The sequence below is a fragment of the Lewinella sp. IMCC34191 genome (assembly GCF_003390935.1).
In the GTDB taxonomy this organism is placed as follows: domain Bacteria; phylum Bacteroidota; class Bacteroidia; order Chitinophagales; family Saprospiraceae; genus Neolewinella.
In genome coordinates, this window is the sequence record NZ_QNQZ01000004.1 from 405,726 (window position 1) to 419,475 (window position 13,750).

At 61.8% G+C, this 13,750-nt stretch carries 7 protein-coding genes; 2 read left to right on the forward strand and 5 right to left on the reverse strand.

All coding sequences use genetic code 11. From position 1 onward, the window contains the following. Positions 1-41 precede the first annotated feature (41 nt). The 5 genes from DRW39_RS10830 to DRW39_RS10850 form a co-directional block, all read right to left on the reverse strand. Positions 42-2,309 (reverse strand): aconitate hydratase, encoded by a 2,268-nt coding sequence (locus DRW39_RS10830; protein ID WP_116107046.1) that lies wholly within the window; start codon positions 2,307-2,309, stop codon positions 42-44. Between the two features lie 255 nt (positions 2,310-2,564). Beyond that, positions 2,565-3,179 carry a 4'-phosphopantetheinyl transferase family protein gene (locus DRW39_RS10835; RefSeq protein ID WP_116107047.1) on the reverse strand — a complete coding sequence of 205 codons (615 nt, stop codon included), beginning with the start codon at positions 3,177-3,179 and terminating at the stop codon, positions 2,565-2,567. Further along, the gene (locus tag DRW39_RS10840) at positions 3,176-5,518 is read right to left on the reverse strand and encodes a condensation domain-containing protein (protein ID WP_116107048.1); all 2,343 of its coding nucleotides are present in this window, start codon (positions 5,516-5,518) and stop codon (positions 3,176-3,178) included. The genes DRW39_RS10835 and DRW39_RS10840 overlap by 4 nt, the downstream gene beginning before the upstream one ends. Then, positions 5,519-10,000 (reverse strand): non-ribosomal peptide synthetase, encoded by a 4,482-nt coding sequence (locus DRW39_RS10845; RefSeq protein ID WP_116107049.1) that lies wholly within the window; start codon positions 9,998-10,000, stop codon positions 5,519-5,521. 18 nt (positions 10,001-10,018) lie between these two features. Continuing rightward, positions 10,019-11,179 carry a HupE/UreJ family protein gene (locus DRW39_RS10850; protein ID WP_157976050.1) on the reverse strand — a complete coding sequence of 387 codons (1,161 nt, stop codon included), beginning with the start codon at positions 11,177-11,179 and terminating at the stop codon, positions 10,019-10,021. A gap of 295 nt (positions 11,180-11,474) precedes the next feature. Between DRW39_RS10850 and DRW39_RS10855 the strand changes: the two genes are divergently transcribed. Beyond that, positions 11,475-12,578 (forward strand): ornithine cyclodeaminase family protein, encoded by a 1,104-nt coding sequence (locus DRW39_RS10855; RefSeq protein WP_116107051.1) that lies wholly within the window; start codon positions 11,475-11,477, stop codon positions 12,576-12,578. Next, positions 12,575-13,750, forward strand: coding sequence for an acyl-CoA dehydrogenase family protein (locus DRW39_RS10860; RefSeq protein ID WP_232830124.1), 1,176 nt, complete (start codon positions 12,575-12,577; stop codon positions 13,748-13,750). Before DRW39_RS10855 ends, DRW39_RS10860 begins: the two co-directional genes overlap by 4 nt.

The window sequence follows — 13,750 nt, forward strand, 5'->3', positions numbered from 1 at the left end:
AACGTAATGTTTGTTAACGTTGACGGCCCGCGTAAAATTTCCTAGGCGGTTAGTTCTTCGCGGATTTTGTTGAGCGCGCTACCGGCAGTTACCCATCCGATCTGGGCCTGATTGTAGGTATGCGCTACCTCGAAGGTATCCTGGGTACCGTCCGCATGGTCGAGTACGACGGTCAGGTTCCGATCGGGAGCCATGCTGGCAAAATCGGGGATGCTGACCTTATCGTCCTGACGGATCTTGTCGTAGTCCTCGGTATTTGCGAAGGTAAGGGCGAGCATGCCCTGCTTCTTCAGGTTCGTCTCGTGGATACGCGCGAAGCTTTTCACCAGTACGGCGTGGACGCCGAGCCAGCGGGGTTCCATGGCGGCGTGCTCCCGGCTAGAACCTTCGCCGTAGTTTTCTTCACCGACGACGATCTGGCCGATGCCGTTGTCCCGGTAGGTCAGTGCGCTTTCGGGTACGGGGTGGTACGCGTTGGTCACGTAGTTGATCACCTCGTTGGTCTTCTCGTTGTACGCGTTGATGGCGCCGATGAGACAGTTCTGCGAGATGTTCTCCAGGTGGCCCCGGTAGGTGAGCCACGGTCCGGCCATCGAAATATGGTCGGTGGTACACTTGCCCTTCGCCTTGATGAGGACGCGCATGTCGCGGACCTGTTCCGGCTTGATGGGCTTGAAGGGTTCCAACAACTGAAGGCGGTCGCTCTCGGGGCTGACGCTCACTTCGATGCCGCTGCCGTCTTCGGCGGGGTCCTGGTAGCCGGCATCCTCCACGGCGAAGCCGTTGGGGGGCAGTTCCACGCCGGTGGGCGGGTCCAGTTTTACCTCCTCCCCTTTCTCGTTGGTCAGGGTATCGGTGAGCGGGTTGAACTTCATGCTGCCGCTGATGGCCATGGCGGTCACGATCTCGGGGCTGGCCACGAAACCGCGGGTCTGCGGGTTACCATCGTTGCGCTTCGCGAAGTTGCGGTTGAAACTGGTGATGATGGAGTTCGCGCGGTTGGGATCGTCGGTGTGACGGGCCCACTGGCCGATGCAGGGTCCGCAGGCGTTGGCCAGCACGACGCCGCCGATGTCCTCGAAACTGTCGAGGATGCCGTCGCGCTGTACGGTGAAGCGAATCTGCTCCGAGCCCGGCGTGACGGTAAACTCACTCTTGACTTTGAGGCCCTTCTGCTTGGCCTGACGGGCCAGACTGGCGGCGCGGTCAAGATCCTCGTAGCTGGAGTTAGTGCAGCTACCGATCAGGCCGACCTCCAGAACCGGAGGGAATTCGAATTTGTCCACCGCGGCGGCAAACTGGCTGATGGGGAAAGCGCGGTCCGGCGTGTACGGGCCGTTGATGTGCGGCTCCAGGGTGCTCAGGTCGATCTCGATGACGCGGTCGAAGTACTGCTCGGGGTTAGCGTAGCATTCTTCGTCACCGGTCAGGTGCTCGGCGACTTGGTCGGCCAGTTCGGCGACCTCGGTGCGGTCGGTAGCCCGGAGGTAACGAGACATGGCCTCGTCGTAGCCAAAGGTACTCGTGGTGGCCCCGATCTCGGCACCCATATTACAGATAGTGCCCTTGCCGGTACAGCTAAGGTTACGGGCACCTTCGCCGAAGTACTCGACAATGGCTCCGGTACCACCTTTAACGGTCAGGATGCCGGCCACTTTCAGGATCACGTCCTTCGAGCTGGTCCACCCGCTCAATTTTCCGGTCAGCTTCACGCCGATCACCTTGGGCATCTTCAGCTCCCAGGGCATACCGGCCATCACGTCCACGGCGTCCGCGCCCCCCACACCGATAGCGACCATACCGAGGCCGCCCGCATTGGGGGTGTGGCTGTCGGTACCGATCATCATGCCGCCGGGGAAGGCGTAGTTCTCCAGGACGATCTGGTGAATGATGCCGGCGCCGGGCTTCCAGAAGCCGATGCCGTACTTATCGGATACGGTGGAGAGAAAGTCGTAAACTTCCTTGTTTTCGTCATTGGCGCGTGCCAGGTCCTCGTCGGCACCCTCTTCGGCCAGGATGAGGTGGTCACAGTGAACGGTGGAGGGAACGGCGACTTTATCGCGGCCGGCCATCATAAACTGCAATAGTGCCATCTGAGCAGTGGCATCCTGCATGGCGACCCGGTCGGGCTGAAAGAATACGTAGTCCTTTCCGCGCCGGTGCTCTTTAAAGGGGCTGTCGGGGTGCAGGTGGGTATACAGGATCTTCTCGGTCAGCGTTAGCGGCTTGCCCAATTTTTCGCGTGCCTCGGCGATTTTTCCGGGCAGGTCGTCATACACTTTCTTGATCAGATCAATATCAAATGCCATAGTCAGCTGTGGTTTTTAGATTCGACTTCGTCTTTTGCTTATCTGGTGAACGCGCCAATCCGGTGAAAAGTCGACAAAAATAGGCGATAACAAATTCTAGAACATCGGGCACCCGCAGTTTCCGGCCCGACAACCGGTCAGGCAGCAGATCAACAGGAACATCATTACCAGGTATAAAATACGCAAACGAGGTCTTTTGCCCGCAAAATAAGGCGTACGGCTCGTTCGGCATTTTTTTGGCGGCGGAGCGCAGGTTTAAGCCCTATCCCGCTTAGCAAGGTGGGCCGCGTAATTGAGTCCTAACTCCAGCGACCGGACCGTATACAGGTCACCATCGATGCGCACCCGCTCCGCCAGGCAGTCGATCCCGCTGGGGTCCAGGTAAAAGCCCCGCCCGTCCGCTTTCATCACGGCTTCCTTTCGGGTCCACAGCCGGTAGAACTCGCTGGCCGGGTCGGCCAGGGAGGTCAGATAGCCATATTCCGCTTCGGTGAACACCCGGCGGAATTCCGTCACGTCCACCTCCCCTACCCGCTCCACGTCGATGCCTACCCGGCCCGCACCGACCGCACCGCAGCAAATGACCATCCCCGCGGTGTGGGAGATATTGAAGTCAAAGTCCGGCAGCTGCGGCCAGTAGGGTCGGCGGTATTCGTCCGCTCGAAGGTCGCTCAAAGATGGTTGCTCCCCGGTGGCGGTCTCGGCAATCCGGCAAGCCAACAGCTTCCCGAGCACGGTTGCCTGCCGGTCCTGCCAGCGGCGGTAACGCGCGACAGCCTCCCGCAGGTCCGGCGGCAGTTTTCCCAGTAACCGCTGCCACTCCGCTGGGGGAATCCTATTGTCGTTGGCCTGGGTGAGCAGCTCGATCAAGGGTGACGCTTAGCGAGGTAGGCTTCGATCTTGCGCGCTACCTCCTCCACGGCGGGGGCCCGGTACATGTCTTCGTGGCGTGCCTCGACATCGTCGATTTCCAGGCGGCCATCGGTCAGCCGTCGCCACTCCCTGATGATGTAGTCGTGCTTCGTCCACTGCCGCAGGCTCTGGCTGCGCAGGAGGAGCACCTCGCCTCCGTAGACCGGCCAGTTGTAACGGTCGAAGGCATCGATGAGGCCGGTCTTGAGGCGTCGGGCGCGCAGTCGAAGACGTAGTTCTTCCCCGATCCACGCTTCGGGCAGGTAGTCGCTCGCGAATTGGGCCTTGACCCGGTCCCAGAGGCCCAACCGCATATGACTCCAGTACCACGATAGCGATCCCCGGCTACGCTCCTTGCGACCACCGGTAGCGGCCGGATCGTTGCCCGGCGGATCGATGTCCGTACCGATGATCAGCGGCGCCGGGCGGCCGGCGGCCAGTAGCTGTCGCCCGATCTCGAGACAGATCGCGCCGCTGTAGCAATAGGCCAGCAGGATCAGCGGGTCGCCCGTACCCAACTTATCGATCTCGGCAAGGTAGTGGGCGGCCATCTCCTCGATGCTGCCATCCAGCTCCGATGCACCGTCCAGGCCGTTGGGCTGCAGGGCGTAGACGGGCCGGCGGGGATCGAGGTGGCGCACCAGCTCGTCGTACATCAGCACGTGTCCCTCCCCCGCGTGGAAGCAGAAGATCGGGGGCAGATCGCCGGACACCCGCAGGGGGACCAGGTTGTTCCACTGCTCCGTCCCCTCCGCTTCGGTAACCACCGTTTCCAGGGCGCGCACGGTCCGGTGACCAAGTAGAATGGCGGGCGACAGGCGGCGACCGAAGCGTTCCTCAATCCGGCCGAAGAGCCGCAGCGCCAGGAAGGAAGTTCCCCCGAGGTGAAAAAAGTCGTCATCTATCCCGACGCGATCGGCCGGCAGCAGATCCGACCACATCCTGACGAGCTCCAACTGGGTAGCGGTACGCGGGGGTACGTAGGTGGGCCGAGTCATATCCGCATCCCGGGCGGGCACGGGGGGTAGTGAGTCACCGGCTACGGCGGGAAAAGCCTGATCGGGAGGGGCGTCGACCAATCCTTGCAGAATTGATTGAAAACCTTCCAGGAACCACGCCACCTGCGTCGGCGGCACGCTGTCCGGTTGGAATCGAATTACGATTTCCCACTCCTCCCGCAGCACGACGATACACGTCAGCGGATAGGTGGAGGTCATATCCCCTTCGTATTCCGTGACGCGCAGGTCACCGGCGGCCAGGGCATTCCAGGGGTAGTTCTGGACGGTCAGCAGGCTGTTGAAGGGCGGGGCGTCTTCCCCGTACAGCTCCTCCCCCGATAGGTACTGGTGCGCCTGGCTTACCCCGTTCGTCCGCTGAATATCGGCGAAGAAGCTGTCCCCGGTTTCGAGGTCGACCACCTTCGGCAGAACGTTCACGTACATGCCGGCTACCTCCTCGAAGCGGGGTACTTCCGCCGGCCGGCCGCTTACCGTGGTGCCGAAGCATACGGTGGGGGTATTGAAGTATTGCCCCAGCAGGACGGCCCACGCCCCCTGCATGACGGTATTCAGGCTGAGCGAATGGTCGCGGGCGTAGGCTTCCACGGATCGCCGGAGACCTTCCCCGATGGTAGCCCGTGTCTCCCGCTGTTCGCCCTGCCCCGGCCGGAAGAGGGTATCTCCCCGATGCCGACTCAGTTCCGACTTCCAGAAAGCCTGCCCGGCTTCCGTATCCTGTTGCTTGCGCCATTGCAGGTAGTCCTTGTGGGTGGGTAGCGGGCTGGGTTCCCGGTCCGGCTCCGCGTAAAAGCGCAGCATATCCTTGAGGATAGTTTCGGCGGACCAGCCATCGAGCAGAATGTGGTGGCTGGTCCAGGCGAAGTAGTGATCCTCGTCGGTGACGGACAGCACGGCCAGGCGGCAGGCGGGCGGCTTGGTCAGTTCGATCGGGGTATGACGATCGTCGTCCAGGAAGGATGCCCACGTTTTTTGGGTTGCTTCTACCTGCGCTCCGCCGCCATCCAACCAATTGATGGCTACGGCGGCTTCCGGGTGGACGACCCAAACCGGCTGGGAGATATTCTCCCAGTGAACCGATGCGCGCAGCGCCGGATGCTGCCGGAGGGTCCGTTGCCAGGCCTTCGTAAAGCGGGTACGATCCAGCGGCCCGGAAAACCGAAACGACATTTGAATCAGCCCCTCGTCCCGCTCCGGGTCGGCGCGGTGGTTGAAGAGCAGGGCACGCTGCAGGGCGCTGAGCGGGTAGACCGCCTCGATCTTTTTCTTGGCCTGCGTCATCTAGCCACCGATTTGGTCGAGGAGTCCGTCGAGGTCATCCTGGCTGAGGGAAGCCTCCGGAAAATCGGAGGGCGTGAATTGCTGATCTTCGCGTTCCCGGCAGTGGGCTACGATGGTTTGGAGTTCGGCCAGTAGCGCTTCTCCCAAGGATTGAATCGTAGCGGCGTGATGCAGTCGATCGCTGAACGACCACCGCACTTCCAGCCGCCCGTCGCGTACCGAGGCATTGAGCTCCCACGTCCGGTTGAATTCGCCCTCGGGGGAGCGGATCCCCTCCGCGATAAACCGGGGACCGTGCGTACCGGCCTCCGCGGCACTCTGCCCCAAATAGTTGAAGTACAGCCGCGGTTGCTGGTCGAGCTCGTCGTGCCCCCCCAGGTAGCGGAGTACGCCGTAGCCGATGCCCTGGTCCGGCACCGCCCGCAAGGTTTCCTTGGTGGAGATGATGTCCGGGCCCGGATCCGTACCCGGCAGGTGGAAGGTAAGGGGGTAGGAGGCGGTGAACCAGCCGACTGTTTCGCCGATATCCGCCTCGCTATCGAGTGCTTCACGGCCGTGGCGCTCCACGTTCAGGCAGAGATCCGGACCGTCGAAGTGGCTCCTGACGGTTCGGAGTACGGCTGTCAGGAGCAGTTCTTCGGCTCGGGTGCCATAGGCTTCGTTCGCCTCCTGCAGCAGGCCGGAGGTGGTCGCCTGGTCCGCTTCAAAGGGGAGGGTCCGAACGCTTGCCTGCGGCACGGGTAATCGTCCCGGCAGATCGGTGCGGATCGTGGAGCAGGTTTGCCGCTTCCAAAAGGGCAGGTCCGCGGAAAACTTGTCGTCCCGGCCCCACTGACGGAGCTGTTGCGCCCAGCGGTGGTAAGGGGTCCCGCCACTGGCTGACTCGCCCCTTAGGGCGGAAAACACCTTCTCCCACGAGACCATATCCACCACCAAATGGTGCGCCCAGACCAGTAGCCGCCGCCCCGCCGGTGATGCGCAGACGACCACGCGAAAGAGGGGGTCTCGATTCAGGTCGATGCCGTGCTGGAAGTCCAGCCAGTCGGGCTCCTGGCCGGCAGCTTCCGTGCGGCGTACGCTGAACGGAACGGTGTGATCGGGGGGAAGAATGCGGGCCTGCCAGTTTCCGGCCCCGTCGACAAAAAATTGCTGGCGCAGGGCTTCCTGCCGGCGGTAGAGCGTCTCCGTGGCCGTGCGGAGTCGGTCTTGATCAAGGTTATCCCCCATTTCAAGCCACCACGCCTGATTCCAAAAGTGGGGGGCCATTTCGTGCTCCTGGAAGAACCACGACTGGATCGGCGTAAGCGGAACGGGACCATGGTAATCGGTCTGCACGTCGGCGGAAGCCCCGGTCGTGTCCCGCGCGATCGCCGCCAGCTCCCGGATCGTTTGCCGGTCGAAGATGGCCGTAGCGGGCAGTTCGATGCCGGCGCGCCGGGCCCGGGCCAGGATACGGATGCTTAGAATGGAGTCGCCGCCCAGCGCGAAGAAGTTGTCGGTCACGCCGATATCCTCCTGCCCAAGCACCTCCCGCCAAATCGACAGTAGTTTCTCCTCGGTGGCGTTGGATGGCGGACGGGCTTCCCGCCCCGGCTGCTTCGCTGCTTCCCCGGTCATGGCCACCAGGGCCCGCAGATCTACTTTGCCGTTGGGAAGTCGTGGAAAATCCTCGACTACGATGATTTGGCCGGGCACCATATAGTCGGGCATCCGGTCGCGCAGCCTGGTGGTCAGGTCACCGACGCTCTTGCCGTCGGTGGAGACGACGTAGGCGACCAGCTGATTGCCGGAGGGGGCAACGACCACCTCGGCGGCGGTCACCGCGGGGTCATCGACGAGTTGCTTGCTGACTTCCCCGAGTTCTACCCGGTAGCCGCGGACCTTTACCTGTCGGTCGCGGCGGCCCAGAAAGAGCAGGGCCCCGTCTTCGCGTCGGATGCCCAGGTCACCGGTGCGGTAGACGCGGGGGGAACGCCCGTCGGGGAGGCTCAGTTGCGTAAACTTTTCAGCGGTGAGTTCCGCCCGGTTAAGGTATCCCTGGGTTAGCCCCCGGCCGCCGATGCAGATTTCCCCCGGCACCCCGGTGGGCACCAGTTTTCCGCCTCCGTCGGTAAGGAGTAGATCGTAGCCCGGAACCGCCTCACCGATGGGTACCGGCCCTTCCTGATCACCGGGTAGCACGCGGTGAACGGTGGCCCAAACGGTCGCTTCCGTCGGGCCGTATTCATTGTACAGGCGCGCATTCGGCAGGCGGTCGAAGTGTTGGGCAATCGTAGCGCAGGTACAGGCTTCCCCCGCCACGATGACGGTGGAAAGAGAGTGTAGACTATCCGCATCCGCAAATTCCAGCAACTGCCGGTAAAGCGTGGGCAACATCAGCGTATGGCTCACCCCCTCGCGCCGAATCAATTCCCCCAGGCCGGCCGGGTCCTGTTCGGCACGCGTCTCGGAGATGACCAGTTTGCCTCCGCCGCACAACGTCCAGAAGATGCCGACAACCGAGCTATCGAAGGAGAAGGAAGACAGGAGCAAAAAGGCCGAAGGGGCTGCGCCGTACACTTCCCGGCGCGCGGCGTTGCTGTGGGATAGGTTCCGGTGCGTGACCTGGATCCCTTTCGGCCGGCCCGAACTTCCGGAGGTGTAGATCAGGTAAACCGGGTCGGACGGCCGGCATTCGGCGAGCTTCGTTGCGGAAACCGATTCGGCCGTGGGCGGGCTAATGGGAAGAATCCGAACCGCGGGGTCCGCTGGCAGGTCCGTGTTACCATCGGTAAGCACGAAGCGGGTGCCGCTGTCTTCAATCATGAAACGCCGCCGCTCGCGTGGGTAGGTAGGATCGAGCGGTAGGTAAGCGGCACCGGTGCGCAGGATAGCGAGCAGACCGACGATGGCCTGAACACCCCGCTCCACGTGCAGCCCCACAATCATGCCCGGCCCCGCCCCGGCGGTAACCAGGCGGTGGGCCAGGACCATGGATTGGCTGTCCAGTTGGTGGTAGGTAAGTTGCTCTTCGCCGCAGCTGACGGCTACGCGATCGGGATTTTGCCTGGCCGCCTCGACAATCTGACGATCTACGGTGCGTAATTCCGTGTCGGGTTCCGGGGAAGGGGGCGGCAGTTCCTCGGCGGTCACCAGTTCCAGATCGCCGATCGCCACGTTGGGCTGCTGGGTTACCTGTCTGAGGATGCGGGCGTAGTGATACAGCATCCGTTCCATCCGGCCGGGGGTAAAGAGATCGGTAGCGTACTCCAGGGTGTAGTCGAATCGTTCCCCGTAGTCGGCTACGTACATGGTCAGATCGAATTTGGTCACCCCGAGGTCCAGCAACTTGCTCTGTAGCGCGACTCCATCCTCCAGCTCGATCGCTTTGGGAATATTATGCAGGATGAACATGGCCTGAAAGAGGGGATTGGCCCCGGCCTGACGAGCGGGATTCAGGGCTTTCACCACCGCATCAAAACCAACGTGCTTGTGCGCAAAGGCCTCCAGAAGCGTTTGCCGTACCGCATCCACCAACTTATCGAAGGGCATATCGCAGCGCAGATGCTGCCGGAGGACCAGGGTTTCATTGAAAAAGCCGATCAGCCGTTCCAGGTCCGTCGTATCCCGGTTAGAGACCGGCGTACCCACCAACAGGTCGTGCTGGCCGCTGTAGCGGTACAGCAGAACGTAGTAGGCGGAGAGCAGATAAACGTAGGGAGTAATGGCATGCTGCCTGCAGTATTCGCGTACCGCGGTACTGAGTGCTACGCTCAGTGTGGCTTCGGCGTATCTGCCCCGGTACGTCTGCTGCGGTGGGCGCGGAAAATCGGTGGGAAGCGCCAGGAGGGGAGGCGCCCCGGCCAGGCGCGTTTTCCAGAAATCCAGGCCGCTTTCGGCATCCTGGGCTACCTGCCGGTGGGCAAACTCCCCGTACTGGAGGGGGAGCGGCGTCCAGTTCACGGCTTGGTTCTGCCGGAGGGCCCGGTAGGCGGTCGCCGCCTCCTCGCACAAGATCCGCATGGATTGCTTATCCGTGATGATATGGTGCTGGCTTACGACGAGGCGGTGCCGGTTCGGAGCTTCCCGAACGAGGAGCAGGCGCGTCAGCGGCCCCGTTTGCAAGTCGAAGGGACGCTTCGCCGCGGCGACAATCTCCTCCTGGCTCAGGGGCCGCGCCGAATAGGTCCACGTAAATCCCGGGCCGGAACCCACGCGCTGCCGCACGCCTTCGCCGGTTTCGTGGAAGGTCGTGCGCAGGATGTCGTGCCTTTCCCCTACCCGCGAGAAGGCCAGGCGGAGGGCCTCGGGATCGAGCTGACCGGCGATACCGAAGCTCTCGGCGTAGTTGTAGAAGGGATTGCCGGGGGAGAGTCGGTCGAGTACCCAGAGTCGCTGCTGGCCGGTGGATGCCGGATAGTCTCCGCTCGCCGCCGGTACCTCGGGGGCGGAGGGGGTCGGCTTTTTGCGGTTGCGCCACCTGTTTAAAAGGGAATTACTCATGATCGCTTGGGGAATGTCTTAAAATCCGTCAATGATCCACCGTACGGGAATATTAACGTCGAAGAAGCGCTCGATGAACCAGTACAGCGCGATGAGGATGAGGAGAATCGAACCGCCGAAGAGCAGGTAGCGGTACAGGCTGGTCTTGCGCAGCACGTAAAGTACCGGGAAGACGAGGCAGATGATCATTACTTGGGCCAGTTCCACCCCGACATTGAAGCCGAGCAAGGACCACGTCATGAACTCCCCGCGCAGCCCCACCTCCCCGAGTACGCTGGCGAAACCGAAGCCGTGAAAGAGCCCGAATACGAAGGCGATGATCATGCCGTCGTTGTGGAACAAGGGCTTGAGGTTGTGGGCCGCGGCCAGCGCGATCGACAGGGCGATGAGCGATTCAACGAGATAACCCGGCAGCGTCACCAGGCCCAGCGCGGCCAGGCTCAGCGTGATGGTATGGGCGATCGTGAAGAAGGTGACGATCTTCAAAACGTACAGGAACGCCGGGCGAAATTTCTTGACGGGATGCCACTTGCCGTCCCGCCCCCGGTAGACCACCGCCGGTAGCAGGAGGGCAATCAGGAAGAGGATGTGATCCAGTCCGATGTAGATGTGGTACATGCCACTCACGATCATGGCCCAGACCCCTCTCCAGATGGAGACATCGCTCAGATCGAGGACCTTGGGCCCGTCGTCACCCGGGGCGAACCGAAGGCTGATCATGGATTCATTGTCGTGAATGCCGGCCTTCCAGTTATACTCGATGAGGGCAAAAGTGCGATGTGTCGGATCGACGTCATAGATCGGGTTGAAGCGGACCTTCAGTTTGTCGGGAACGGAGGGCGTGTTGCCCAGTTTGAATCCCGTACCCACCACGTAGCCGTTACGCAGCTCGAGGGTGATGATCTCGTCGGTAAAGGTGATGGGATGATCGCCCAGGGCAGAACTGATCGCGAGTCGTTCTCGTAGGTAGGCCTGGATCGGAGGCATGAAAGGTCGGAGCTGCTCCGGGGTCATGCCTTCCTGCAAACCCAGGTCCAGTGCCTTATTCACGTCCGCTACGGTAAGCTGTACCGAGCCGTGAATAGAGTCCTGCAGGATCCGGAAATACACGTAACTCTGGTTAGCTACGTGCGCTTCGGCGCGCGGAGTCAGGCAGCAAAGACCTATGATGACTAGCAAGATTCCCCTAAACGTATGGCTTCCGATCGTTGGCGGTCTGAAACACGAAATCAATTCCTTCATAGTGTTGGTGAGTGAGGTTGAATTACGAAGAAGTCTGCCGATTGGATGCTCCCGGACAATAGTCCGCAGGTCATTTCGCTCGGGGTATTTGAAAAGTAGGCTCTAAACTAACTAACTTTCTTGCCGTTAGGCGACTACGCAGTCACTGAATAGCAGTGTCGTGCGTAAGGTTTAACGTAGCATCTTTTGATGCCGCCTCCCAGACACACACTTTGAACGATACACTCCATACATGCAAACTGTACCCTCTACCCTTGTCCTGACCCGTAGCGTGGTCGAGCAAACGTTGAGCCATTATGGCCTGGACGGGGTAATGCGCCGGCTCGTTTCGCGGCTCGAATCAGCCATGACCCACCACGACGCCGAACGCACCGTCACCCCCACCCGCAGTGGTTTCCACTACGATCGCCCCCACCCCGGCCTGATCGAGTGGATGCCGATCCACGAGCGCGGCCGCGACGTCACCATCAAGGTGGTCGGCTACCACCCGAAAAATCCCGCGGCCTACGGGCTGCCCACCATCGTTTCCACCATCTCCGCCTACGATACGGCCACGGGCCACCTGACCTCCATTATGGACGGGGTGCTGCCCACCGCCATGCGTACGGCGGCTGCCTCGGTGATTGCCAGCCGGCAGTTTGCCCGGCCCGGTAGCCGGACGCTCGGGCTTATCGGATGCGGCGCTCAGGCCGTGGCCCACGTTCACGCCCTGTCGTTGTACTACGACTTCGACCGCATCCTGGTCTACGATGTCGACGAGCAGGCTAGTACCAGCCTCTCCCAACGCTGTCGTCCGTTCGATACGGTGGCCGATATGGAGGTCTGCCCACTACCGGAGATCGTGCGTCAGGCAGACATCCTGCTCACGGCGACCTCCATCGACGTGGGAGCCGGCCCGCTCTTCGACGGTCTTCCCTACCAACCGCACTTACACGTGAATGCCATCGGCTCGGACTTCCCCGGCAAGACGGAACTACCCCTCAGCCTGCTGCACGACGCCTTTGTTTGCCCAGACTTCCGCCCCCAGGCCGTGATCGAGGGCGAATGCCAGCGGCTGGACAGCCCGTACATCGGCGATGATATCGTGGCCGTTTGCAAAAATCCAACCGCCTACCACCACCTGCGCGAGAAAACTACCGTCTACGACTCCACCGGCTGGTCACTGCAGGACCAGGTCGTCCTCCGGCTCTTCGCCGAATTGGCCGCCGAACTGGGACTTGGTGAGTACCTGGAAATCGAAAATATGAGCGGCGACGCGACCAACCCCTACGATTTCCTGGGGCAGGAAAAGCTGGAAACACTGGAACGGATTGTCACTAAAGTCGAGCAAGCATGAACTACCGCCCCGAGCCCGGCATCAACTTCACGCTGCCGCAGGAGTACCTCGACTATAAGGAAACCGTCGTCGACTTCGCCCACCGCGAGTTGCAGGACGACGTGATCGCCCGCGACCAGGAAGGCATATTCTGGCGCGAAGGCTGGCAAAAGTGTGCCGACTTCGGCATTCAGGGCCTCGCGGCACCGGCTGCCTTTGGGGGGCAGCAGGAGAACGTCGACGTCTTTCGCTCCGTGGTTGCCATGGAAGGGCTCGGCTATGCCTGCCCGGACACCGGCCTCGTCCTGGCGCTCAACGCCCAGATGTGGGCCGTGCAGTCGACCATCGGGCTGTTCGGCACCGAAGCTCAGAAAGCAAAGTACCTGCCGCGGCTAGTCAACGGCGAGATCATGGGCTGCCACGCCCTGACCGAGGCGGAGAGTGGCTCCGACGTATTCACCCTCACGACCACCGCGAAAAAGGTGGACGGTGGGTACATCCTGAACGGCGGCAAACGCCTCGTCACCCTGGCCCCCGTAGCCGACCTGGCCGTTGTCTTCGCCAGCACCGCCCCGGATAAGGGGAAGTGGGGGATCACGGCCTTCCTCGTGGAGGCGGACTCGGAGGGCTACACCGCCAGCCCCAACCGGAAGAAAATGGGACTGCGTACCGCCCCCTTCGGCGAGATCACCTTCGAGAACTGCTTCGTGCCCGAGGAGAACCGCATCGGCAAGGAAGGAGCCGGGTTCAGCATCTGCAATCATTCGCTGGAGTACGACCGCTGCTGCATCCTGTCCGGCAAGCTGGGCACCATGCAGCGGCAGCTCGAGGAGGCCGTGAAGTTCGCCCGTAAACGCAAGCAATTCGGGAAGCCGATCGGAGAGTTCCAGTCGGTATCCAACCGGATCGCGGATATGCGGATGCGGATCGAGATCTCCCGCCTGCTACTGTATCGCCTCGCCTCCCTGAAGCTGAACGGACGGCCGACCATGGTGGAGTCCAGCATGCTCAAGTTGTACCTCAGCGAAGCCTTTGTCGAGTCCAGCCTGGACGCCATCCGCATCGGCGGGGGCAACGCCTACCTCACCGATTTCGGCACCGAGCGCGATCTGCGCGACGCCGTCGGCGGGGTTCTTTACGCCGGCACCTCCGACATCCAACGCAACATCATCGCCAAATTTTCCGGTCTGTAG